Raw genomic sequence first — 24,535 nt, forward strand, 5'->3', positions numbered from 1 at the left:
AATGTCCACAAGCGGGGTCAGACCCCTTTGTGGACATTATGATAATTGGTTTGCACATTGAACTAGATTTGAAATTGTTTCATTTAGTTGTTCACGTAATCTTTCTTTCGGCCAATTACTGTTTCCGTTGTTTAGGTCTTGTTGAATAAGTAGAAGCATCCAAAGGCTAAATACAGTAGAAAACAAATAATATTCCTGTTTGAAGGAATGATGGGAAAAACTGAGTCCGTAAAACGCCATTTGATCTAAATAGCAGCCTAGCACATGTTCTCTTAAGATAGGTGTAACTTCCTTTGGAAACATTGGATGAGACATATCCATTAAATGATACAAATCCCAAAATGGTACGTTTAGATGTGCGTGCTCCCAATCTAAAACGACCACCTGCTGATCAGTAACAGCATAATTTCCTAAGTGCAGGTCCCCATGCGAAAAAACTTTAACATTTGAGAAGGGATTTTCTTCCAAAAGTAAAAAAATTATATCCATGTATCTTTTTGGAATCGAATGCTCAGAAGCTATTCGTAATATCTCCTGTTTGTTTGCAAAAACATCAGCAGTAATATCTTCTATATATGGCTTCGGGCCATGTAAATCTTCATGCTTCAAGTTATCTGTAGGAACGGTATGCCACTTGGCCATACATTTTATTACTTCAAGAACTACCTTTTCATTAAATACATGATTAAGCGAGCCCAAATCTTCAAAAATCATCCAATGATTATCCGGGTCTGTACTTGACGATTTTGCAATCATTTTCGGATAAAACGGAGGTAACGAAGGTAAAACATATTCATAAATCCACTGCTCTTTACCTAGTTGGCTATCATTCGTCAAAGGTTTGAAAATATAACTTTCTGAGGCAGACAAATAAAACCGCTCTACATTTTTGCCGTTCATACCTTGGTAAAGGATTTCTCTATCCTGCACATATTTTCCATTCAGCTTCCCATTCGATAAAACCATCTTTTCGAGCATCTTCATGTTTACCTCTACCTTTACTATTATTATGAATGTTTACCTATATATGGTATTCTCGCTAAATCCGTTAAATTCCTCCTATGACCATTGTTTCATATGGAACACAGATGGGATTTATCCAGTAAAAAAACATTCCGATTCTCAATTGACCGGAATGTTTCTCTATTATTCTCTAACTATGAAAAATTAAAGTATTGCTCAGCATTGTAATAAGATATTCCTTGAACAATGTTTCCTAGTAATTCCATATCATTTGGAATCTCTCCGCTTTCAACCCAGCTACCAATTAATGAACATACGAGTCTTCTAAAGTATTCATGTCTTGGATAAGATAGCAGACTACGTGAATCTGTTAACATTCCTATAAATTGACTGAATACACCAATATTAGCTAGTGTCGTCATTTGATCCAGCATACCAGGTTTACTATCATTAAACCACCAAGCGGTTCCAAACTGCATTTTTCCTGGGACTCCACCACCTTGAAAGCTACCTGTTATTGTTGCAAGCGTACTGTTGTCAGTAGGGTTTAAAGAATAAAGAATTGTTTTGGGCAGTGCATTTTCCTTATCCATCGAATCTAATAACCTTACAAGTGGCTTTCCAACTAATTCATCATTCATCGAATCAAATCCAGTATCAGGACCTAACTCGTTAAACATTCTCGTGTTATTGTTTCGGTGAGCATTAATATGAAATTGCATCGCCCAATCATGCTTTGCGTACTGTTTACCTAAAAACGTTAACGTATAAGATTTAAACTTTCGCTCATCATCAAGTGAAACTTTATTCCCCTCAAGCGCTTGTTGGAAAGATGAAACTACTTCTTCCTTAGTTGCTTCTGCATACATCATCGAGTCAATTGCATGGTCCGATACTTTTCCACCAATTGAATTAAAAAATTCAACTCTAGCTTCAAGTGCACTTAAAAAGTCATCATAAGATGAAATGCTCATATCAGCTGCTTGCTCTAATTTTTTCACCCAGTCCTGAAAACCATCTCTATTTATTTCAAGACCTTTATCCGGGCGAAAACTAGGAAGCATTTTACAATCAAATTCTGGAGCTTCTTCCTTCAGCTTAATATGATATTCTAAACTATCGACCGGATCATCTGTGGTACAAACTACCTTTACCTTTGATTTTTCAATAAAATCACGTGCACGAAATTCTCCGCTTGTTAATTTGGCATTGACCTTTTCCCAAATTTCAGGTGCGCTTTTCTCATTAAGTACATCATAAACATCGAAAAATCGTTGCAGCTCCAAGTGCGTCCAGTTGTACAATGGATTTCCGATTAACATTGGAACCGTTTTCGCCCAAGCCATAAACTTATCATAATCACTAGCATTTCCAGTAATGTATTCTTCATCAATTCCATTTGCCCGCATCGCACGCCACTTATAGTGATCACCATATAGCCAGATTTCCGTTATGTTGTTGAATTGTTTGTTTTCGTAAATTTCTTGAGGAACTAAGTGACAATGATAGTCGATGATTGGAAGATCCTTTGCATATTCAAAGTACAATTTTTTACCAATCTCGTTATCTAGTAAAAAATTTTCATCCATAAATTGTTTCATTCTACCCCTACTTTCCATTTATTTTCCATTAAGTTTCAAAAGCTTTTACAACCCAAGTAATTCAGCATGTCTCCCGATATGTTTCTTAAGTGCCTCACGATAGACCTCTTCATTTTCATTTAACGTTTGGAAAAATTCATCTTTGAATAAGTAATTACCACTGTTATCTTTTGCAGTTAATAAAACACCATATGTCACATGGATTAATTGACGAGCAGCATCGTGATCCATGTAGGAAGGCAATTCATTATCCGGTTTAAGATCAAGTGGATCAATACTGTCTAAATCTGGGGTAATGTGATAATACTTTAATGCCTCATCGAAATGTTCCAGGGCGTACGTATGCATTCTACGATATAAATCTGGATTCGTATCTGCAATCACCCTTACAGCCTCCAACCAATTGGTACCTGCTGTTTTAACGTGAAGCAATCCTTTCGTGTATTTACCGATAATCGGGAATACACTGAACTTATCACTACCAGAATGAATACTAAGCTTATAGCCAAAGTGCTCAGCAATTTGGGCATGTTCGCTTAACTCTTTTTCAAATTGTTCCATATCTCCAATGTAATCAATACCCTTTTGGAATTCACCACAGAACCTCGGTGCAAGACTGGTAACAGATACACCTCTTCTTTTCAGCTCATTTGCCACAAAAAAATGGGCATCTGGAGATGTTACTGTTTCTGTTTCATCGATTGAAACCTCAAAATCGATCGCCTTATCCGCATTCGCTAAATAAGTAGTGTAAACATGCTCCATGTAATCAAGTGCTTCACCATATAACAACACATTCTTCCTGACAGCGGTCTCATCATAGCTAATCGCCAATCCATTTACATCAAAAGATTTATTTAAATACTCACTGTTGAAATAGTCTCTTTTCTCCTGTGATAATTGGTTAAATTCTGCTTGCACTTCTTCTGCTGAAGCTGATTCTATACGATTAGGAATTTGCTCAGAACAATCTAGTGTTAACATGGAGTACCCTAATGATAATGCATATTCAATGTCCTTTTCTTCTTTGATATGATCGCCATCTGCACCATATCCACCCTTGTATCCTTCCTGAAAAACTGCGTAGGTTGCAGCATCAAGAATATCGTGCATCGTCCGATTGGTTAAATCTAATTCACGAATACTCTGTTGAGCCAAAACCGGCTTTACTTTATGGTTTTCTATCGTATCAATATGACCAGGTGAGGCTAGGCCTAATCGATCTCCCAATCCCATTGTAGCAATTTCCGTACCGAATGCTTGGGGAACTGTATAGTCAAAATAACGATTAAGGACAAGTCGATTTTCATGGGAAAGTGGACATGCTTTACCAGTATCCTTTACGTTCTTTCCCTGCAGCTCATCATAAAGTGCTCCTTCACCAGCAGCCAGCAGCCATCTTTGGTCGACATCTTTTACCATTAATAACTTTACATTTTCATGTTCTGTGAACGATTTTTCGTAGACTTTTAGATTACTAGTTGTTCCCAACACGTTACCCTTACTCAATGACTCAAGCACCTCAACAAGATGATTCAAATCAACAACATGGTTCAAAAAAAATCAGCTCCTTTTCATTTTCCTTCGTTGAATCCCTTTTTGATATCGGTTACATTTAGTTGAAAAGAAAATTTGAATGCCGAAGTTTCAAATTTTCAAATCTTAATAACAACGTTGTTATTATTGTAAAACATTTTGGGTTAATGAACAACCGTTTCTGTTCAGATTCTAAATTTTTATAACTATAAGAATCAAGCTACATAATAAGATGAATAAATCGTGGTAGGTTCATCATTTCTTGAATGAAGAAAGGAGAAACACTCCAAAACTGGATTGCTCCCCCAACTCCTCACTAATTATCCATTTATTAGCCTACGATGGTTTGGTCTGGCAATACTTCGTTCATACTACCCGTTCGATATCCATTCAAATCAATAGAAATATAAGAGAAACCTAGTGATTTAAATTTCAAATCAATCTTTTCACGATATTCGATGATCCCATTCATCTTTTCTGGGAGAACTTCAATTCTAGCAATCTCTCCGTGATGACGTACACGTACCATATTAAAGCCTAGCTTTATCAAGAATTTTTCTGCCTCGTCAACTTGATAGATTTTTTGTTTGTCTAGTATTGTGCCATATGGAATTCGAGATGCCAGACTACAAGATGCTGGTTTATCCCAAACCGGGACGTCGATTTCCTTCGCTAATGCTCGAATCTCTCTTTTATAAAGCTTTGCTTCTTGTAAAACACTACGGACTCCAGCTTCTGTTCTTGCCTTTAAACCGGGACGAAAATCGTCTACATCATCCATGATCATGCCATCCAACACATAGGCATAACCCATTTTTTCGGCTAGCTGATTTAGATGTGTGTAAAGCAACTTCTTGCTATAATACCAGCTTTCCGGTGTATTCGCCGCAATTTCCTCCTGCTCAAGCTCTTTGATTTCTGTTTGATGAACTGGAACCCCCATTTTTTCGGCTAACTGTACGGCTCCTTCAAATTCTTCATTACGGAATAGCTCGGATGCTACGACGACAGCTAATACATTGGATGCTCCTAATTCCTGTTCTGCTCGTTTCAGTACAAAGGCGCTATCAATTCCGCCTGAAAAAGCGACCATGACGCGATCCATCCCGTTTAAAATTTCCCCAAGCTTCTGATTTTTTTCTAGCATACTTTTCTCCTCCCTATCATTTAATCCTGTTCTCAATTTGAGATATGTCAGCACTCCAACTTATTCCAAACTGCTGCATATACCTTTTTTAATGGAATTTGATACTTTTTTGCAATAGCTCTACATTCCTCATACTCTGGAGAGCTTTGTAATACTTCCTGATTAAAAATCCCCTGCTTTACAGTTACCGGTCCCCATTCTGTCTCAACGGTTACAAAACGACGTTCCATCCGATGAACCGTTAATGGATAATAACGAATACCAAGTGTCGTCGTTTCCTTCCATAAAATGAATTTCATCGTTTCCAAACGATCCATGGAACAGAGCAACTGAAGTAAAATAGCAGGTCTATTTTTTTTCATATAAATCGGTGTATAGTAAACATCATTTGCACCAGCATCGAAAAGTTCATCCATCACATATCCTAGCCATTCTCCAGGTGTGTCGTCGAGGTTGACTTCCATTTTTATCATTTGATCATCGACGTGTTCGAAGTTTGGTGGTTGATTTTCTCTCATATCCTAATCGCCTCCTCTAACACAGCTCTGAAGAATCTCCGTTTACTCCCTGCTTTTTTGGTTTGCCAATCGGTCAATCATAACTGCGTTGTATGCTGCCCCAAATCCGTTATCAATATTGACCACACTCAATCCAGAGGAGCAGGAGTTTAACATCGATAATAACGCTGATAAACCTTGGAAATTCGCACCATAACCAACACTCGTAGGAACAGCAATTACTGGATGAGAAACGAGACCTCCAACAACACTTCCAAGCGCCCCCTCCATGCCAGCAACAACGACCGAAACCGTTGCCCCTTGAATTTCCTCTAGATGATCGAGAAGCCGGTGTAATCCAGCTACCCCGACATCATAAATGCGGTGGACATTACTACCGAAAACCTCAGCTGTTATAGCAGCTTCTTCTGCTACATTCAAGTCTGAAGTTCCTGCGCAAATGACTGCAATATAACCTTCTCGCTGTAGAGCAGCATCGTTCTGTAGTTTCCAATAAAGGATCCTTGAACGTGAATCGTATTGGGCTTCTGGAAATTGTTCGACAATGACTTCTGCTTTATCTTCAGAAACTCGCGTCGCTAATACATTGTTATTGTTTTGTTGAATAGCTTTCATAATCGATATGATTTGGTCTGCCGTTTTTCCTTCACCATAAATGACCTCTGGAAAACCCGTTCGTTTCGTTCGATGATAATCAATTTTGGCAAATCCAAGGTTCTCATAGGACGCCAATTTAGTCTTTGCTTCTTCGACTGTAAGTTTTCCTTGTTGTACTTGTTCTAGAATATTATCAAGCATGTCTTTGGCACCTCGTTGCTAATGAAATCATTTAATCTGTAAAATAGGTTGAAATATCTTTTGCTAACCTTGCATATTTCTCATAATTTTTTGCATATTTCTTATGATTTTCTAGATTTGGTTGAATGGATTTCTTTATCGTAATATACTCCTTAATTGCTGCGTAATCAGATACATATCCGATTCCAACCAACGCTGTCCAAGCTGCTCCCCAAGCGGCACTGTGATGGGTTTCCGATTGATGAATTTCTTTTCCAAAAATATCTGCTACGATTTGTACCCAAACATCAGATTTTGATAGTCCACCATTTACGGTAATTCGCTTTGGCTCTCCAGCAAGCTTTTCTAACGATTGACTAATTTGATATAAATTCAGAGCAATTCCTTCTAAAACCGCTCTCACCAAATGTTCCTTTCGATGCTCAATGCTTAAGCCATAAAAATTTCCTCGCGCACGTTGGTTCCAAACCGGTGCCCTTTCTCCATTTACATAGGGTAAAAATAAGATACCTTCTGCTCCTGGAGCAATTGTTTCTGCACCAGCAATTAATTCCTCGTGTGTTCCTTTAAATTCCAGCACATCTTTTAGCCATTGTAGCACAACTCCGCCGTTATTCGTTGGGCCACCAACAATCGATGTATCTCTCGTAAACGCATAAGTGAATGTTTCTCGATTTGAATTAATTGCCGCTCCTTGTGCAAACTGACGAATTGCCCCACTCGTACCAGCGGAGATTGCAACTTCTCCTGGTAAGATGGCACCGTCACCAAGATTGGCTAGCTGTCCATCCGCTGATCCAATCACAAATGGCAGCTCCGAGCTTACACCTATTTCATTGGCAACCTCAGGAATAAGTCCACCAAGCACTGTATCCGGACCAACAATTTCAGAAAGCTGCTCCTGCGATACACCTACGATTTCAAGTGCTTCTTCATCCCAGTGATGTGTTTGAACATTATACAATCCTGTTGCAGAAGCCATTGCATAATCTGTCAACCGTTTGTCAAACCATTTCCATACGAGATATTCTTTCATCGATAGGAAGTAGGCTGCCTGATGATAAGGTTCATACCCTGTTTCCTTCATCCAATTTAATTTTACAAAAGGTGACATTGGATGAATCGGTGTACCAGTTCTTAGGTAAATATCCTTCCCCTTAACTTCATTTAAATTTTCTGCCTGTTCACTACTTCTTCCGTCAGACCAAATAATCACATTCGACAACGGTTCCTTGTCGCTGCTCATGCATATAAGTGAGTGCATCGCAGAAGAAAAACCAATGCCAAGAAGTTTATCCTTCCCTTTATCCAATTGGTTAATTGCTTGTTTTATCACTTGAATCGCCTTGCGTTCAGTTTCCTTAGGATCCTGCTCTGCCCACCCAGGTTCAGGATGGAAGGTCGTAATCAATTCTTCCGTTTCTAAGATTAGTTTTCCCTTCGTATCGAACAAGACTGCTTTGACGCTTGTTGTCCCAATATCTAACCCAATTACTACTTCTCTTAACGTCATAAACCTCTTTCCTCCAATTAAATAGTCATGCTTCCAAAACCACCATCGACTCGCAGGAATGACCCGGTTACAAATCCAGATGCTTTGTCTGAAGCTAGATAGATAGCAGCACCCTTCAGTTCTTCTGGTTCTCCGAAACGATCCATTGGTGTGTGATTCATAATCTGTGCTACTCGATCCTCACTTAAAATTTTGCGGTTTTGTTCTGCAGGGAAAAAGCCTGGTATAATCGCATTTACTCTAATTCCATTTGGAGCAAATTCCCTGGCCAAAAATTGTGTCACATTATTCATACTCGCCTTCGATGCTGAATATGTAAACACTTTAGATAGTGGTGTCGTCGAAGAAACAGAAGAAATATTAATAATACTACCTTTCCGTTCCTGCTCAACCATCCGTTTCGCAAAGATTTGTGTAGCAAATACAACACCACGAAGATTCACATCCATAATTTGATCCCATTCCTCTGGCTTTAGATCAAAAAATGGGGTCGGACTGTTCATCCCAGGGGCATTTAGGATAATATCCCATCCACCTGCCCATTCTTCTATTTCCTTTGCAGCATTTTCTACTGTCGCCAAATCACTAACATCTGCTTGGAATGATTTTGCAGTTCCACCGTTAGCTTCGATTTCTTTCGTTACCTCTTCTGCCTTTTCCATGTTTCTACCTACAATGGCTACTTTTGCTCCATACTCGGCAAAGGCTTTGGCGATTTCTCCTCCCAAAACGCCATTTCCACCAATAGCAACGGCAACCTTGCCCGATAAGTCAAATAAATCCTGCATCATTTGCCTCCCCTTTATTCAAACAAGTTTCCATTTTCATTAAAGTCAAGCTCATATGAATCTGTCAGCTGTTCTAAATTTTCATGTGCTTTTACATCTTCTAGTAAAGCTTCCGACACTTCAATTTCACCAATATCTAATGTGTTTTTAATTCGAACAAGCTTTACCTTCGTAAAATCTAAAATATTACACGTCTTAATTGCAGCCTTTACTGCCAGTTCGTCATTTGCTAGCGTAGTAGAAATGTGGGTGGGACCGACAACAGTCGAAGTTAATCCGTTCGCATACGTTGCTTCACGATCCAACTTATCGACTATCCGTTGTGTCGTGAAGTCAGCTGTACCAACCCCATTGGCATTTCCTTCTGTCTGCTTCGTCAAGTCTAATACAACCATTTTCGTAACATCTGGTCCACCATAGGCATATGGTGTTGGATAACGCCCGGTAATATTTGGATCCATCCCGTCTCCACTTATGTTCTTTCCGATTTTATCTATTAAAAGCACATCAATTTTATCTAAATAGATTTTCGGTAGTAATTGTTTCGAAAGCTTTTGCATTTCGATTTCTTTTTCCTCAATTTCATCTGGCTGCCAAACTTCAACTCTAGCAATCTTGTCAAAAGCATTTTCAACCGTTGCGACTGCAAATAAAAACGGCATTTTTTCTAAGGTCATGTTGGCCATTGCCGGAACATATTCTGCCATATGCTTAAACCCAAGCTGGTGGCATGCCTCTGCACCTTTTTGTTTGCCAAGACCAATACTAATCATTTTCATCACGCCACTTTCCACTGGTCCACGAAAGGCTGTATGAGGCTTTACTCGATTAATCACAACAATTCCATCTGCTTTAGAAGCAAGCTTATCAATATAGACAGGCAAGCCGTTTTCTAGTTCTCCAACTTTAATAACTTCCATCGAGGAACGAATTTCGGCATTTACGCTTTCTTCTGTTACACCTAGATGTTCAAGCACCGCTTTTTGCCCTTCCGCAGATGCTCCACCATGACTTCCCATACTTGGTACAATAAAAGGCTTAGCACCTAGATCCTGTAAAAATTTCACGGTAACTGCTGTTAATTCCACAAGACGATCAAGTCCCCTGCTGCCAACTGCAATCGCTACTTCCATCCCTGGCTTAATACTAGCTTTAACTGCTTCTTGATCTAATTTTCCTCGTAAATCATTCGATAAATCGTCTACTTGTGTTTGATCAAAGGTTTGCCGTACTTTCGCGACTTTTGGAAGCGGAATATCTTGAAGTAACTCCTGAATAATGCCCACCTTTTTCACTCCATTCCCATTATTGTATTGAACGTTATTTATTACTAACTATGTTCGCCTACCTAAGGTGTAATCCCTTTCAAAAAAACAAAAAATTTTAATAACGATTAATATCGCCAACCAAATAACAACGTTGTTATTATTATAGCAAAAATCTCGATAAAGTGAAACTTCACTTTACCGAAATCGCAGAAAACCCTGACCTGCAAGTTTTTCCTAGTCCGCTTTAAGTGCGTGTTCAAAAAGTCGGTAAATTAGAAGCAAGTAGATCGAGGCGGCGAAGCTTCTGAGGAACGGACTTGCACAGGACGTGCTGACTTCTACGTTGTGCACAGGACGTGCACGTTCTTAGTAGAAGTTCCCCTGATGCTTTTTCTACATGGGGACCGGAAGAACGAGCCAACGAAGAGATACGCCGCTTATCATTTGGTAACTTTTTTGAACATCCGTTTTAAGTGCCAATTACAACACGTAACACATTCGGATGATTAGGAAAGGTTTTTGTACCCGCACCATAACCAATTTTCTCTACGTTCATAGTCGGAAAAGTTCCGTATTCCTCCGCAAGTACCGCAATAATCGCTGCTCCCGTAGGTGTTACCAATTCGGCTTTTACATTACTATTTATAATTGGAATACCACGCAAAATTTCTAAGGTTGCTGGTGCTGGCACCGGATAAATTCCATGATCAATATGAATCCTTCCTGATCCAACAGGAATCGAAGAAGAAATCACTTTTTCAATACCTAACAAATCAATCAGAATTGCAGTCCCAACAATATCGATGATTGAATCAACCGCTCCGACCTCATGAAAATGAACCTTTTCCAGAGATACTCCATGAATATGCCCTTCCGCTTCACCAATTTTCTTAAAAATCTTTAAAGCTAGTTCTTTAGATTTCTGAGATAAATCCGACTCACTGATCCTATGTACAATATCTTGATAAGAACGATGTTGATGAGTGTGGTCATGATGGTGTGAATGTTCTTCATGGCTATGTCCATGATGGTGGTCCCCGTGGTGATGGTGATGAGCTTCATCATTCCTCAGGATCACATCAAATTTTGTACTAGTAATTCCGTTTTTAACTACTTTTTTCCACTCTAGTGTATATTCATCAGCTATCTTTAATTTTTTTAACTCGTTTTCTAATTGATTAGGGTCCGCTCCGGCATCAATCAACGCCCCAATCGTCATATCACCACTAATACCTGAAAAACAATCAAAATAAAGTATAGTCAAGCCACTTCCTCCTCCAGAAGTTAATATGTTTAATAACGTTCTATATAAAGTGCGTGTTCAAATTGAACATCCTCTTAAAAATCTATCTATCTAGTAGTAATGGGTGTAGCTAATATAAATAATCATAAGTGTAACCGTTTTTATTTTCAAGAACGAATCCACTTACATTGAAACGTCTTTCTTTTCGTCATCGTAATTAATTCGATTGTGGAAGCTAACTATTAGACCTTTTCCCTTGTCCTGTAGTAAAGTAAAAATATTAACTGAATATTCCATAAATAGGAGGGTGATTTCATGCAATATCGTCGATTAGGGAACACAGGGTTAAAGGTAAGTGAAATAAGTCTTGGAAGCTGGCTTACATATGGTGGCTATGTGGAAGAACAAAAAGCAGAAGCATCAATAGACAAAGCCTATGAATTAGGGATTAATTTTTTCGATACTGCAAACGTTTACATGCGTGGAGAAGCAGAAAAAATCGTTGGAAAAGCATTAAGCAAGTATCCGAGGAGCTCTTATGTATTGGCCACAAAGGTATTTGGTAAAATGGGAGATGGTCCCAATGATCAAGGACTATCACGTAAGCATATTACTGAACAATGTGATGCCAGCCTCCAACGGTTAGGGATGGACTATGTTGATATTTATTACTGCCACCGCTTCCACCAAGATACACCAGTAGAGGAAACGTTACGTGCTTTAGATGACCTTGTTAGGCAGGGGAAGGTGCTTTATTTAGGTGTAAGTGAATGGACCGCAGAGCAAATCTCAGAGGCTATTCATATTGCAGATAAAAAGCTATTAGATCATATTGTCGTCAATCAACCCAATTACAGCATGCTCCAACGTTATATAGAAAAAGAAATTATCCCTGTTAGTGAGAAGCATGGCATTGGCCAGGTAGTTTTTTCTCCATTGGCACAAGGTGTGTTAACAGGAAAGTATAAAAAGGGAGAACAAATCCCAGCAGATAGTCGTGCAGCACAAGAGAACCTCGACTTATCCCGTGTGTTAACAGACACAAATCTTGATAAAGTAGAGCAATTAAAAGCAGTAGCAGCTGAGGAAGATTTATCATTAGCCCAGCTTTCGATTGCTTGGATTTTGAGACAGCCTAATGTTGCGAGTGCACTTGTAGGTGCAAGCAGACCAGAGCAGCTAGAAGAAAATGTAAAAGCGTCAGGCGTAAAGCTATCTGAAGACTCGCTTGAGAAAATTGAAAGTATTTTAACTGCATAATTATATTTTAGTAGATACTTAAAACGCTTGGATTTCACTCCAAGCGTTTTTTGTAATTTATCATATTACTCCGTGGACATTGAGCCCGTTATTTCCATATCCGCTCCATGTCTTCTCCTCATAATAACATCTATAAGAACATGATTATTCTAGAATGAAAACTATTAAACTTGTCAAAAATAATAGAAATCTCTTTTTAGGAGGGATGCGATGATGGAATTAAGTTTTATGGATATAACCTTAAATATTACCATCGGATTCTTTTTATCTTATTAGGAAAAACAACAATTAAACAATTAACGCCCTTTGACTTTGTATCTGCAATTGCGTTATCTGAATTGCTTGGAAAGGAGTAGGATTTTCCTCCCCCTAATATAATGCTTCTTCTTCTCCAGACCTCGTATTTAAATAGATAGTATTTGGCGCTTCTTCTCCTTCTTCCCGTTCAAATTGATGAACTAATTCATACTGATTGCTTAGAATCGAAGGGACATATTCTGTATTTTGGAAGGAGTACGTCGCATCAGGATATTTTTCTTGTAGTCGTTCAATTCCTTCCTCCTTACTGACATTAATATTAATAGGCGAAAACGGTAAATGAGCAAAGTAGTTTTGATCCAATGTTATTAAGCTTTGCGGGTTACCAGTTCTGGCATCGATATATAATCGATAACGAGCATTCGTTTCAAAGCCATCTTTTGCAGGTATTATCTGATACGTATAAATTTGGTGATCTAAATTGCTTGAGAAATTATAATTTAGACCTTTGTAATTAGCTTGGAATTCTTCATTATTAAACAACCGAGGTATAAGCTCATCCAGTTGCTCTCGGACATCCTCCACTGGTAATAGCTCACCACTTTCCGACATATGACGATTGTTAAATTCCAAAAGATTTCCTGTATATGCTTCCCACTCTGCATTATATCGCTTATTTTCCCCCTCAATCATTGTACTATAAGTACCATTACCCTTAATGACAGGTCTACTTTGAATAGAACCAAGCGTAACCTCAGCCTCTGGTGCTTGAAAAACTTCTCGTGCCCTCTGTTTCATCTCCTGCTCAGTAAGAATTTCTACTTCCTCAGGAAATTTTTGGAAATAACTATACGAATACGCCAAGTAATTGATGTCTTGATGAATGGATACTAGTTTATCTCCATTAAATGGTGTAAATAAAGCAGTGGGACTGTAATCATATACATCATTTAGCTTTAATCGTTCATCAGTCAATAAAATCGAAAATTCATCAAACAAATCACTCATCCGGTTCAAGGCTTCCTCATCTCGGTCAGTCCACTGCCCATGTTTATAACGGTTATGCAAGACATTGTTGAAGTCGTTTAAAGTTAAGGTTAAATGTAACTGATACGGATGATTGTCTATTTGTCGTTCTTCAAAAACGTTTGCATGTCGGCTTATGCGAGCTGTTTTTTCATTTAAATCAGAAATATATGAAAAGGTCCTAAAATAAGGGTCTCCTTCCGATTTAACCCGATCGACTTCAAAGTACAAATCTCGAACCGTTCCCTCTAAGCTTGACACTTCATATAACATATTTTTCCGATCATCCACATACTGGAAGAAGCTATAAACAATAAAAATCGTAACAATAAATAAAAGAATGAACCGCATTCTCCGTAATTTTAGCTTCGTCTTTATTTGGTTATCCAGTTTATTAGATGGAGTGTTAGAAGAGTCATCCTCTTTTAACTTCTTTGCCTTCGTAAAATTATCTCCTGTTTTATAGATGTTTTGGCACTTGTCACACGTCTGTAAGTGTTCTTCGACTGCCTTCTTTACGTTTGTGTGTAGCTCATCTTCTTGGTAGAGTACATAAAAATCTTCGACTGCTTCACATGTTAGCTTCATTTTGAATCCTACTCCTGCTTTTCATATAAGGCTATGAATTTTTTTCGCTCGGTAAATACCTATTTTGACTTTCCTTCTGATAAACTTACGATATCTGCGATTTCTGCATAACTAAAGCCTTGCAAGTACATACAAGGATAATCGTTCGCTCTTTTTTTTGCATATGAGTGAGTACTTGTTGGATTACCATCTGTTCATCAAAAGGAGTGTAATCATTTTGTTCAGTCTTCCACTCATTTGTTGTAAAATCCGTTTGCTGTTCTATATATACAGACGCCGCTAACTATGGAAAGTTACAACTTTTTTTAATTTTTTCGAACCAAAGTTTATTAAACACAAAAAAATTGCACTATCCCAAAGGGGTCTGACCCCTTTTTGCTCCTTTTTCATATTCCTCGCTACTATTAATAGTTATTTTCTACCCAGTCCACTACTTCCTGCCAGCTTTCCTTAGTGACAAGTACTCTTTTCATAAAAAAAGCTGGATCACTTTTTTGTACAGTTCCTGGTCTTAATGTAAAAATTAACTCATATCCGGATTCTAGCAGTATATCATCTGACTCTGGCATCCCAAAACCAAATGGGTAAGCATAGTATATTGGCGTAAAATCTAACTTTTCTTCAACGGTCACTATGGTTGCTTGTGTATCCTGTCTAAAATCGTCCATCTTATCTAAAGATAAAAATGGAGGATTATTATTTTTTTCTAAATAATGCATATCGTGTGTATGTGTCCCTATCGTCGCAAGACCAGTATCCTTCATCTCTTCTATTTGACTCCATGTAGCAAGCTCTAGACCTTTGAAATCAGCATTCCCTACTTCTCCCGTTATAATAAATAGTGTGAACGGAATCTGGTTCTCAATTAAAATCGGAAACGCATGTTCATAAACACTTACATCCGCATCATCAAATGTCACTAAAGCACACTTGTTAGGAAGTGATGCTTCATTTTTTATAAATTGGTTAATATCATCTGGGGTTACAAAATGAAATCCATTTTTCTTAAGATAATGTAAATGTTCCTTAAATTCATCTTCATACACAGAATATAAAAGTAGTTCTGGGTCCTTTGTGTATGCTGTGACTAATTTATCAAACGCTTTAACCAATTTTTTTGATGATCGTATACGGTGATAATTTAATACAAGACAACCTTGCCCTGTAATAGTGAAATCTTGCTTATACATGTCTTGTGCCGCTTCATTAGCTTGATCTATTTTTATACTAACCAAATAAACAATGATGAACAATAGTATAATAGCCATAACCCACTTTTTCATTCACCTTTTCCCCTATCCTTTTGCACATTAATCCTAGCCGGGCTTCTCCATTTTCCAGCCATATCTAAATTTTGAAACAGGCCTGCAATCACTGTACGACAAACGGTTAATGCACCAACAGTAAAAAATAAAGCTGGATACCATGGAATGAAGTAGAATAACCGCCAAATTTCTTTGTCATATGGATGGTTGAATTTAAGCGCAATCGTGAACTGAATCATACACATTAAGATTAAGATTGAGGTAAAGATGGGTATTGGGTTGATTCCAATATTACTCTTCATTAGAAGAATACTTGGTACTAGCCATAATACCACTCCAAAAACAAAGAGTAATGACCATATATAAGATAACAGTAACTCAATATAAATAATCCAGAGCCTCTTTAATCTCCAATCTAGAAAAATATCTTTATGGGTACGTAATAAATGCCAGCCACCCATTGCCCAACGTTTCCGTTGCTTCCAATATTCAGCGAGTTTGTTCGGTACTTGGATATGTGCGACAGCTTGAGGGATATATTTCACTCGATAGTAAGCCCTTTGTAATGCCCAAGTTATATCAATATCTTCCGTTGCAGTTTTTGTAGAAAACCCGTTTACATGATGCAATGCTTCTGTTTTGAAAGCCGTGATACATCCAGATATAGAAAACAGGTAGCCATACATATTCTGGGCTCTTTTTATTAAACCAATAATCGATGTAAATTCCACCGCTTGAATTTTTTCTAATAAATTGCTTCGATTATATACGATGGCATGACCTGTTGCCGCACCTATATCATTTATTGATAGGAGTGTTTGTACGAGAATTTTAATAGATACGGGTTGTGGTAACGTATCAGCATCCATAATTACTGTTATAGGAGTAGTCCCGGTTACTGCTAATGCACTATTCAAAGCGTTTGATTTTCCCTGATTTTCTATAATTCTCAAGAGATGGAAATGAGAAATTTCTTTTGTCCACTTACGAATCACCTCAGAAGTATGGTCAGTCGATCCATCATCAATAAATACTACTTGATAGGATGGATAGTCTATGTTTAAGAGTTCCTTGCATGTCTTAGAAATAATCTGTGCTTCATTGTGACAAGGAATTAAAATGGTAACAGTCGGCCACTTGCTTATCGTTTGAATATCAATATGTTCAGACCTTTCATATCTCTGCCAGTAAATGAACCCAGAAACAATCCAAACGATTGCCATGAAGATTGGATACCCGATGATAAAATAACCCATTAGTTCAAAGGTTTTATGGACAACGCTCATCTACTTCATCACCTATGACTGCAAATAACTCACCATACAATTCTTTATCGATTAACAATTGTATGACATTGGGAGTGATCACAGTTGATTTAGCAACGACAATATTTCCTTCATTATCTTTAATATCATCCTTTAACGCATACCCAACTAAGAGCTCTTCTTCCTTTACCCTCCACCTGTCCTCCGTGTTCATTTTTTTGTTCGTTTCCACTTTCATGTTTTCGATATAATCGGTTTGTTGCATGGTATCTTCCAACGTTCTTACATAGTCTTCTAATTCTTTATTAAGTTCTTCATGTAAACTATTGACCTTACTTCTCACAGCAAAATATATTCCTTCAATTAATCCTTTTGTCTGCTCTTCATAAGTCTTTCTATTCTGGTTAAGTTGTTGAACAAATGCTTGTTGCTCTTCTACCACTTGTTTTTTTAGTTGCTGCACACAAGTTGTGGCTTCTTGTTTCATGTGCTCTGCATCCTTTTTCGCTTGCTGTATGATTTGTTCAGCTTCTATTTTTGATTGATGTTTTATCTTTTCAGAAGATTCTTCGACACGTATTAATGCTTGACTCAGGTATTTATCCTGCTTTTCATAGTGACTAATTTTAGTCTCTAATGTTTGTTTTTCTTCATAAAGCTCCCAATAATAACCAGTCATTTTTTTTAAATACCGATCGACTTGCTTTGGGTTGTACCCCTGTACAGAACGACTGAATTTTTTTTGACTAATAATTTTTTCAAAATCCTCAGGTATCATTTGTTTTTCCTCCATATTAACCTTAATTATCTATTCAGCTAATCCTGTTGCGAAGCTTTCATGCCCTAATTCAACTAAGCATTGTGAAACTTTAATTCTGGCGACCTGTTTAACTAAAGCAGAGGATTCGGGGTGCTCAAGAATAATTCTTAAAATACTTACCCCCTTTGATAAGTGGTCACTTTTTATAAGCGTTATAGCAAGATTAAGAAGTTGTTGTGGTTCCATTTTCTTTAGGTTGGAAATGGTTTCATTCGGATGAGGTTGTACAACGGAAAGGCTATTTTTTATTTGTTCTGCTTCTTGTAACACGTTTTGTGCATGAATTGTTGAAATAACTGCCTCAGACCATGGAATATTTGTATGCATATATAAAATTTGATTCGTTTTACGGTCGTATCGTTCTTTTGAATGTGGTAAACAATTATTATATTTTATCCATCCTACATTAAATAAAAAGACAATTAGAGTCCATATAAAAACAAGAACTAGTCGACTTTTAGTTTCGTTAACGATTTCTGGAACGTATAATCCATTCATCGATAATTGACTATAAAAAACTGAGAACAAAACAATGACATACCAGAGTAAGGTTATTGCTATAATGATCCACCCTGTCACAGAAAGAGTTAATACTATTACTTTTTTACAACTATTTACTGAATAGAAATTACCCATCTTCACCATACCCCTACTATTCTTTAAATAATTCTATGAACAAAAACTGCAACTTATGTCCTATGTATGTAGTTGAATTTAACTACAACTATTTTCATGGATCAATAAAGATAGCGTGTTGACAAAACCACAGGTTAAGCCGGATAATAACAATCAAATTTATTTGATTAATAATTCCCGGTAAATTTGGCAATCACCTGCGCTTTCTTTACATATAAAAAAGATACTCCGTCACGTGGTTGGAGTATCTTTTTATCTATTATTATCTTTTTACGACTCTATCAACAATATAGTTACACTTCCATTTCTAAATCTTCTATCCTTTTCTCCAAGTAATCTACATCCTTTTTGGCGTGGAAGCGTTCAGCTTTTTCCACTTTAGCCGCCACACTATATTGCGGGATTCCAGATGGGCCATCATAAATCCCTTTTGGAATTAAAAAGTTTCCTTCAGGGAAGTGAAGGCCGACATTTCCCTTTGTAATATCAGCAAAGTGCGCATTTCCTTGAAATGTACCATGTTGATTATAAACAACAATTGGCTCACCATTCGCAATGTTTAATTCTTTTGCATCCTCTTCATTGATTAAAACATCATAACGACCGGCCGCATTGAACGGGTCTGTTTCTTTGTACACCATCGAATTGAATTGTTTCCCTCGCCGAGTCGTAATATAAAAGGTGCCATCTGGCTTTTCCAGCTTAGGAATATCAATTGGAATTAAATTTCCTCTTCCATCTGGTGTTGGACAAACGCCACCTTCACATAACCAGGCGCCGCCCCATTGGAAAACATCTCCTTGTTTTTTCAAATGCTGAATCCCATCATAGTTGCGGTTTGCCACTGCAATTTCATCTCGAATTTCCTGGCCAGTTCTAAAATCTACCAAATGAGCCGTTTCTGGCTTCACTCGTTTGGCTAAGTCAATGTAGATTTTCCATTCCGCTCTTGCTTCTGGAACCTCCTGTTTGTTCCCTTCAATTTCCGGTGAAAAATAGACCATCCGCTCCGTCGAAGTAGAAGTTCCTCCACCTTCTTGCTCATAACGCGTTTTAGCAGGTAAAACAATAACCGCCTCTTTCGCTTCCACCAATGTCGATGTATTAAAAATAATGTCTTGATGGACACGAATATCCAGCTCAGACAATGCTTTTTCGATAAACTCAGGATTAGGCATTGTTTCTAAGAAATTACCACCACTCATATAATAGAGTTTTATTTTTCTTTCATGATCCTCAGGGAGCACAGCATTTTCTAAAGAAACACCGACAATATCCCCTTGCCATTTAGGCAGCTCAAAATCCCATACCTTTTCCATTCTGTTCACGTTTTCCTCATCCCAGCCGCCGCCAGGAAGAACAAATGGGTCTGCCCCCATCTCACCTGTACCTTGAACACTTGAGTGTCCACGGAATGGCATTAGACCAGCGTGTTTACGTCCTAAATGACCTCGTAAAAGGGCGAGATTAGCAACTTGAGAAATATTATCTGTCGCAAAAGAATGCATCGTTAATCCAAGTGCCCAAGCGTAGACTGCATTTTTACTGTTTGCTAGCAGTTCAGATAACTCAATAATCCTATCTTTTGACACACCTGATGACTTTACGACGCTATCCCACGATTGATTTTGTACTTTAGCTTTAAGCTCCTCATAGCCATTAACATGATCCCGAACAAACGTATGATTGACGGCTGAACCGTACTTTTTTTCCTCCATTTCAAACCAATGCTTCATGATTCCATGCATGAAAGCAATATCCCCACCAATGTTTACTTGATAAAAATCATCTGCAATTTTAGTCCCAAATAAAGCGGATTCTGCATTTGAAGGAACCCAATATTTATCCATGGCAGGCTCCTTATATGGATTAATGACAATGATTTTTGTACCTTTTTTCTTTGCAGCTAGCATATATTTCGTTGAAACTGGAGAACTGTTCGAGGCAACAGATCCCCAGAATAATAGGACATCCGTACCAATCCAGTCCTGATAGTTCGAGCTACTAGCACCTATTCCAACTGAACGCTTTAGCGCCGTTTTCGATGGAGAATGACAAATTCGTGACGCATTATCAATATGATTTGTTCCGAGGAAACGAGATACTTTTGCAGCCACATAATACGATTCGTTCGTAATTCCTCTGGAAGTTAAATAGAAACCATACTGTTTAGGATCTAATTTTTTCATTTTTTCCGCAATCGTATTCATTGCTTCATCCCAACTAATACGTGAAAACTTCCTTTCTCCTTTTCTACGAATTAACGGATATGGAATTCTACCTAACGTACGTAATTCTTTGCTGCTGTATTTCTTAAGCTCATCAATGTCTGCGTGAACGATATCTTCCTTCATTGCAGGCATGGTACTTAGGCGTAAAACATTTAAGCGAGTCGTACAAATGTGAGGACCTTTCAGTGTTTGATCCTGAAGACCTGATACTCCTAAAGCACAACCATCGCATACACCTTTCGTAAGAATATTTTTGGCGTAATTTAAATTATCCTTGTTTTCCCACATGATTTTCATCGTATCCCGAATATGTTTCGGCTTTACCTTCCCTAATCCAAACGGAATCGGACTGACCCAATGTTCTGGTGTGGGTACTTTCGATATTTTGATTGGTCCTTGATGTTTAGTCTTCCCCATTTTTTGTTCACTCCTAACATAGATTCCTTTGAAAGCGCCCTCTAACATAGAAAAAACCACCGTACATATTTTTATTTTAAAAATACTACGGTGGTTAAGCCTTTAGCAGGGTCGCTACCAAGTGCCAAAACCTATTATTTACAATATTTTTGCTCAATATTTTCAGCAAAGATAAAGATCGACATCCCAAAATCACGATCAATATCTATATCAACAAACAAATCAACAAACTTGCAACCTAAAAACTCTTCCATTTCTACAGGAGGATTGTTTCGATACATGTCTTTCACCATTTCTGTTCGGGCAGACCGCAAAACTTGTCTTCCTTCATCAGCCCCTGCAATGAATTTTTCAACTGGTGAAAGATTACCTTCCATCTCGCATATCGCCCAATTTTTGCAAAATGTCGTTGTAATTTTACTTGGGCCTTTTCCCATATGCTTTTTTCTGAAAGAACGAACAAGATTACTGAATTCTGCCTCATACCTATTCATGGTGGCCTCCTACATATACAATCGTATTCTATCGATAATATTTTATCATACTTTATCTAGAACATTATAAAATTTAACTTACTTCCGCTTTCCCCTCAAATTGTTGCCTATTTAGATTGCGTAATTTATTGATATCTTTGCGGATAAGCAACGAAATTATTAGTGCTATCACAAATAGCCCCGCAAAGTATGTTAGGCTTGAGCCATAACTACCAGTCGTATCCTTCATCCATGCTGCGAATAAAGGGCCTACTAAACCTGCAGCCGCCCATGCCGTTAAAATATAACCATGAATCGCACCGAGCTGCTTCGTGCCAAACAAATCCCCAATAAATGCAGGAATCGATGCAAATCCTCCGCCATAGCACGTATAAACAACGGCAAGCATTACTTGGAACAATAAGGACGTTGTTGTATGCGGTAATGCTGCAAATAGGATAATTTGCAAAACAAAAAATGTGGTGTACGTATTCGGTCTACCAATATAGTCTGATATGGAAGCCCAACCTATTCTGCCAAGACCATTAAAAATCCCTAGTACACCAACTAGTGCAGCGGCTTCTGTTGTTGTAAGACCAATACTCTCTTCTGCAAGCGGCTTTGCTGCAGATAAAATAGCAATTCCACACGTAACATTAATAAATAACATGATCCATAAATAATAAAACCTTGACGTTTTAATGGCTTCATTAGCTTTTAATTGTGATAAATCTTTCTTCACCTTTGATTGATCTTGTTTCATTTTATCGTTAAAGCCTGCCGGAGCCCAATCAACAGGGGGCTTTTCTAAATAAAGAGATGATATAGTCATTACAACAAAATAAGCAATTCCTAAAATATAAAACGTATTAGCAGTTCCTACTGATTTAATTAAAGCATCCATAATTGGACTACTAATTGCCGCGGCAAAACCAAAACCCATAATCGCTAACCCTGTTGCTAACCCACGTCGGTCTGGGAACCATTTTACTAGTGTAGATACAGGAGCAATGTAACCAACCCCTAATCCAACGCCTCCTAATACACCGTAAAATACATATAATAGCGGTAATGAACTGAGGTTTACTGCTAAGCCGGAACCAAATATCCCTATGCCAAATAAGGTAGCAGCAAGTAATCCAGCTTTCCTTGGACCATATTTTTCGACGAAGTGACCTAGAAAGGCTGCAGATAATCCTAAAAATAAAATGGCAATACTAAAGGTCAATTGCACTTGACTATTGGACCAACCAAATTGTTCAATTAATGGGTCAGTAAAATTACTCCAAGCATAGACAGAACCAATCGAAATATGTATTCCTACAGCTGACAATGCAATTAACCATCTATTTTTCACTTTTTGCACCAATAAACACATCCTTCTTTGAAAATATAAAAACCGTTAACCCCTCCAAAAGAATACACTTCATGCATTCTCATCTGGAAAGATTAACGGTTAGTAAACAGCAGGATTCGCTACTATTGGACCAACAGTAAAATCTATTTCATAATACTTGTAATAAATTTAACCGACGACAGGGACGCTATCTCGCATCAAATTTGTTACAATTCTATGAATTTTTTAACAAAATTAATCTTATCACGAAAGCGCTTAAAATATCAATAGATTTTTTGAAAGTTTTGCCAACAATTCTGTTACTTGTTTTATAAAACCAATTATGTTTATGATTATTACATGTTCATTGAATAGGAGGGGAAACCATGGTATTACAAAGAAGCAAAAAAAGAGTAATTACGAAATACCAAAACGGGAAATTAGAAGTGGTAGAGGATGAAATTGCTACAGAATTTCCAATTACTATTCACGTCAATGGAGAGGAATTTGCAACAATGGTTTGCACCCCGACTCACTTAGATGAACTTGTTATTGGATTCTTGGCGTCTGAGGGAGTAATTCTGTTCAAAGATGATGTCACAAACCTGGAAATTGATGAAGGACTTGGATTTGCTTACGTCACATTGAAATCAAATGCTTTTACAAACCATCCCGACCATTCCAAACGATTTATCGGCTCGTGTTGTGGAAAGAGTAGGCAATTTTATTTGCAGAGTGATGTCCGTACTGCAAAAACGTCCATGTCCAACACGAAAATGAAAGTAGAGCAGTGTATTCAGTTAATGAACACGATGCAGGAAAACAGCATTATGTTTAAAAATACTGGTGGTGTACATAACGCTGCTCTCTGTAGTCCAACCGAACTTATCGTCGATCGGACAGATATTGGAAGACACAATGCACTGGATAAACTATACGGATATAGCATGGCAAACAGCATCCCTGTTCGCGATAAAGTGATTGTTTTCAGTGGCAGAATTTCCTCTGAAGTACTGATAAAAGCTGCAAAAATTGGCGTTGGTATTGTACTATCAAAATCAGCCCCAACAGACCTGGCTATTGAGCTTGCAGAAGATTTAAACATCACAACCATCGGCTTTATTCGAGGACAAACATTTAACGTATACTCACACCCGGAAAGGATAATAAATAGTTAGGAGGGAATTTTAATGGGAGAATGTAATATTGATCACCCACTAGAAGATGTAACGCAAAAACTTGAAAGTCAAAAAAACCACCTGCCAGATAGCCTGTATAAAAAGGGGCATATGCTATTACAAGCTAATCCTACACAAGACGTTCTAAATGTTTTGTTTCATTTATTAAAAAAATACGATTTATTAACAGCCGAGGAACAGCAAGAACGTAATGAAAAATTGTCTCTATTACTTGATACTCAGTTATAGGTGTCATTCATCTTGTTTCACATAAATGTTTTACAAATTTAAAAAAGAGGACCGAGCTCAAACTAAAATGGACCCTGTAGAATAGACAGTTTAAAAAAAGAGGCTTGTCCTTGAACTTTTTACTGACTCTGTTTTGCAGGGTCTTTTTTTTGTTATAG

21 protein-coding genes are annotated in these 24,535 nt (G+C 37.7%); 3 read left to right on the forward strand and 18 right to left on the reverse strand.

The annotated features are described in order from the left end of the window. Positions 1 to 36: 36 nt before the first annotated feature. The 10 genes from JOC48_RS15410 to larC all read right to left on the reverse strand — a co-directional run bounded on the left by JOC48_RS15410 (position 37) and on the right by larC (position 11,396). Positions 37 to 984, reverse strand: coding sequence for a phosphotransferase family protein (locus JOC48_RS15410; RefSeq protein WP_204501176.1), 948 nt, complete (start codon positions 982 to 984; stop codon positions 37 to 39). Between the two features lie 173 nt (positions 985 to 1,157). Next, positions 1,158 to 2,582, reverse strand: a complete 1,425-nt coding sequence (uxaC, locus tag JOC48_RS15415) for a glucuronate isomerase (RefSeq protein WP_420829225.1) — start codon at positions 2,580 to 2,582, stop codon at positions 1,158 to 1,160. Positions 2,583 to 2,609: 27 nt separating this feature from the next. Further along, entirely contained in the window at positions 2,610 to 4,121 is a 1,512-nt protein-coding gene (locus JOC48_RS15420) for a tagaturonate epimerase family protein (protein WP_239584412.1), read from the reverse strand. A gap of 310 nt (positions 4,122 to 4,431) precedes the next feature. Continuing rightward, positions 4,432 to 5,247, reverse strand: coding sequence for an ATP-dependent sacrificial sulfur transferase LarE (gene larE, locus JOC48_RS15425; protein WP_204501178.1), 816 nt, complete (start codon positions 5,245 to 5,247; stop codon positions 4,432 to 4,434). 47 nt (positions 5,248 to 5,294) lie between these two features. Continuing rightward, complete coding sequence (larC2, locus tag JOC48_RS15430; RefSeq protein WP_204501180.1) at positions 5,295 to 5,765, reverse strand: nickel pincer cofactor biosynthesis protein LarC2; 471 nt, start codon at positions 5,763 to 5,765, stop codon at positions 5,295 to 5,297. Between the two features lie 42 nt (positions 5,766 to 5,807). After that, complete coding sequence (larB, locus tag JOC48_RS15435; protein WP_204501181.1) at positions 5,808 to 6,563, reverse strand: nickel pincer cofactor biosynthesis protein LarB; 756 nt, start codon at positions 6,561 to 6,563, stop codon at positions 5,808 to 5,810. A 31-nt stretch (positions 6,564 to 6,594) separates the two neighbouring features. After that, complete coding sequence (locus tag JOC48_RS15440; RefSeq protein WP_204501182.1) at positions 6,595 to 8,076, reverse strand: gluconokinase; 1,482 nt, start codon at positions 8,074 to 8,076, stop codon at positions 6,595 to 6,597. Between the two features lie 17 nt (positions 8,077 to 8,093). Continuing rightward, positions 8,094 to 8,864, reverse strand: coding sequence for an SDR family oxidoreductase (locus JOC48_RS15445; RefSeq protein WP_204501184.1), 771 nt, complete (start codon positions 8,862 to 8,864; stop codon positions 8,094 to 8,096). Between the two features lie 14 nt (positions 8,865 to 8,878). Beyond that, positions 8,879 to 10,150 carry a nickel pincer cofactor-dependent isomerase, group 22 gene (locus JOC48_RS15450; protein WP_204501221.1) on the reverse strand — a complete coding sequence of 424 codons (1,272 nt, stop codon included), beginning with the start codon at positions 10,148 to 10,150 and terminating at the stop codon, positions 8,879 to 8,881. A gap of 451 nt (positions 10,151 to 10,601) precedes the next feature. Then, on the reverse strand, positions 10,602 to 11,396 hold the full coding sequence (gene larC / locus JOC48_RS15455) for a nickel pincer cofactor biosynthesis protein LarC (protein WP_204501186.1): 795 nt from the start codon (positions 11,394 to 11,396) through the stop codon (positions 10,602 to 10,604). A 294-nt stretch (positions 11,397 to 11,690) separates the two neighbouring features. Here larC and JOC48_RS15460 point away from each other — a divergent pair, with 294 nt between their 5' ends. Then, positions 11,691 to 12,635, forward strand: a complete 945-nt coding sequence (locus JOC48_RS15460; RefSeq protein ID WP_204501187.1) for an aldo/keto reductase family protein — start codon at positions 11,691 to 11,693, stop codon at positions 12,633 to 12,635. Between the two features lie 369 nt (positions 12,636 to 13,004). Here JOC48_RS15460 and JOC48_RS15465 read toward each other — a convergent pair whose 3' ends face one another. The 8 genes from JOC48_RS15465 to JOC48_RS15500 all read right to left on the reverse strand — a co-directional run bounded on the left by JOC48_RS15465 (position 13,005) and on the right by JOC48_RS15500 (position 22,971). Then, complete coding sequence (locus JOC48_RS15465) at positions 13,005 to 14,507, reverse strand: zf-HC2 domain-containing protein (RefSeq protein WP_204501189.1); 1,503 nt, start codon at positions 14,505 to 14,507, stop codon at positions 13,005 to 13,007. 404 nt (positions 14,508 to 14,911) lie between these two features. Further along, on the reverse strand, positions 14,912 to 15,790 hold the full coding sequence (locus JOC48_RS15470) for a polysaccharide deacetylase family protein (RefSeq protein WP_204501190.1): 879 nt from the start codon (positions 15,788 to 15,790) through the stop codon (positions 14,912 to 14,914). Then, positions 15,787 to 17,058, reverse strand: coding sequence for a glycosyltransferase (locus tag JOC48_RS15475; RefSeq protein ID WP_204501191.1), 1,272 nt, complete (start codon positions 17,056 to 17,058; stop codon positions 15,787 to 15,789). The genes JOC48_RS15470 and JOC48_RS15475 overlap by 4 nt, the downstream gene beginning before the upstream one ends. Next, positions 17,042 to 17,815 carry a DivIVA domain-containing protein gene (locus JOC48_RS15480; RefSeq protein ID WP_204501192.1) on the reverse strand — a complete coding sequence of 258 codons (774 nt, stop codon included), beginning with the start codon at positions 17,813 to 17,815 and terminating at the stop codon, positions 17,042 to 17,044. The genes JOC48_RS15475 and JOC48_RS15480 overlap by 17 nt, the downstream gene beginning before the upstream one ends. Before the next feature lie 30 nt (positions 17,816 to 17,845). After that, positions 17,846 to 18,493 (reverse strand): hypothetical protein, encoded by a 648-nt coding sequence (locus JOC48_RS15485; protein ID WP_204501194.1) that lies wholly within the window; start codon positions 18,491 to 18,493, stop codon positions 17,846 to 17,848. A gap of 293 nt (positions 18,494 to 18,786) precedes the next feature. Then, positions 18,787 to 21,141, reverse strand: coding sequence for an FdhF/YdeP family oxidoreductase (locus JOC48_RS15490; protein ID WP_204501195.1), 2,355 nt, complete (start codon positions 21,139 to 21,141; stop codon positions 18,787 to 18,789). 134 nt (positions 21,142 to 21,275) lie between these two features. After that, the gene (locus tag JOC48_RS15495) at positions 21,276 to 21,635 is read right to left on the reverse strand and encodes a Na-translocating system protein MpsC family protein (protein WP_204501198.1); all 360 of its coding nucleotides are present in this window, start codon (positions 21,633 to 21,635) and stop codon (positions 21,276 to 21,278) included. A 73-nt stretch (positions 21,636 to 21,708) separates the two neighbouring features. Beyond that, entirely contained in the window at positions 21,709 to 22,971 is a 1,263-nt protein-coding gene (locus JOC48_RS15500; protein ID WP_204501223.1) for an L-lactate MFS transporter, read from the reverse strand. Between the two features lie 365 nt (positions 22,972 to 23,336). On the opposite strand from JOC48_RS15500, the gene fdhD reads away from it, so the two are divergent. Continuing rightward, positions 23,337 to 24,128 (forward strand): formate dehydrogenase accessory sulfurtransferase FdhD, encoded by a 792-nt coding sequence (gene fdhD / locus JOC48_RS15505; RefSeq protein WP_204501200.1) that lies wholly within the window; start codon positions 23,337 to 23,339, stop codon positions 24,126 to 24,128. Positions 24,129 to 24,140: 12 nt separating this feature from the next. Then, positions 24,141 to 24,377 carry a group-specific protein gene (locus JOC48_RS15510; protein ID WP_204501202.1) on the forward strand — a complete coding sequence of 79 codons (237 nt, stop codon included), beginning with the start codon at positions 24,141 to 24,143 and terminating at the stop codon, positions 24,375 to 24,377. Positions 24,378 to 24,535: the final 158 nt, after the last annotated feature.

Source organism: Aquibacillus albus (assembly GCF_016908325.1).
Lineage (GTDB): Bacteria > Bacillota > Bacilli > Bacillales > Amphibacillaceae > Aquibacillus_A > Aquibacillus_A albus.

Coding starts and splice junctions, on each gene's coding strand:
- JOC48_RS15475 (WP_204501191.1), bottom strand. CDS start 17,058: ATGAGCGTTGTCCATAAAACCTTTGAACTAATGGGTTATTTTATCATC.
- JOC48_RS15485 (WP_204501194.1), bottom strand. CDS start 18,493: ATGGGTAATTTCTATTCAGTAAATAGTTGTAAAAAAGTAATAGTATTA.
- JOC48_RS15465 (WP_204501189.1), bottom strand. CDS start 14,507: ATGAAGCTAACATGTGAAGCAGTCGAAGATTTTTATGTACTCTACCAA.
- JOC48_RS15445 (WP_204501184.1), bottom strand. CDS start 8,864: ATGCAGGATTTATTTGACTTATCGGGCAAGGTTGCCGTTGCTATTGGT.
- JOC48_RS15470 (WP_204501190.1), bottom strand. CDS start 15,790: ATGAAAAAGTGGGTTATGGCTATTATACTATTGTTCATCATTGTTTAT.
- JOC48_RS15480 (WP_204501192.1), bottom strand. CDS start 17,815: ATGATACCTGAGGATTTTGAAAAAATTATTAGTCAAAAAAAATTCAGT.
- larE (WP_204501178.1), bottom strand. CDS start 5,247: ATGCTAGAAAAAAATCAGAAGCTTGGGGAAATTTTAAACGGGATGGAT.
- JOC48_RS15495 (WP_204501198.1), bottom strand. CDS start 21,635: ATGAATAGGTATGAGGCAGAATTCAGTAATCTTGTTCGTTCTTTCAGA.
- JOC48_RS15410 (WP_204501176.1), bottom strand. CDS start 984: ATGAAGATGCTCGAAAAGATGGTTTTATCGAATGGGAAGCTGAATGGA.
- fdhD (WP_204501200.1), top strand. CDS start 23,337: ATGGTATTACAAAGAAGCAAAAAAAGAGTAATTACGAAATACCAAAAC.
- larB (WP_204501181.1), bottom strand. CDS start 6,563: ATGCTTGATAATATTCTAGAACAAGTACAACAAGGAAAACTTACAGTC.
- JOC48_RS15440 (WP_204501182.1), bottom strand. CDS start 8,076: ATGACGTTAAGAGAAGTAGTAATTGGGTTAGATATTGGGACAACAAGC.
- JOC48_RS15510 (WP_204501202.1), top strand. CDS start 24,141: ATGGGAGAATGTAATATTGATCACCCACTAGAAGATGTAACGCAAAAA.
- uxaC (WP_420829225.1), bottom strand. CDS start 2,582: ATGGAAAGTAGGGGTAGAATGAAACAATTTATGGATGAAAATTTTTTA.
- JOC48_RS15460 (WP_204501187.1), top strand. CDS start 11,691: ATGCAATATCGTCGATTAGGGAACACAGGGTTAAAGGTAAGTGAAATA.
- JOC48_RS15490 (WP_204501195.1), bottom strand. CDS start 21,141: ATGGGGAAGACTAAACATCAAGGACCAATCAAAATATCGAAAGTACCC.
- larC2 (WP_204501180.1), bottom strand. CDS start 5,765: ATGAGAGAAAATCAACCACCAAACTTCGAACACGTCGATGATCAAATG.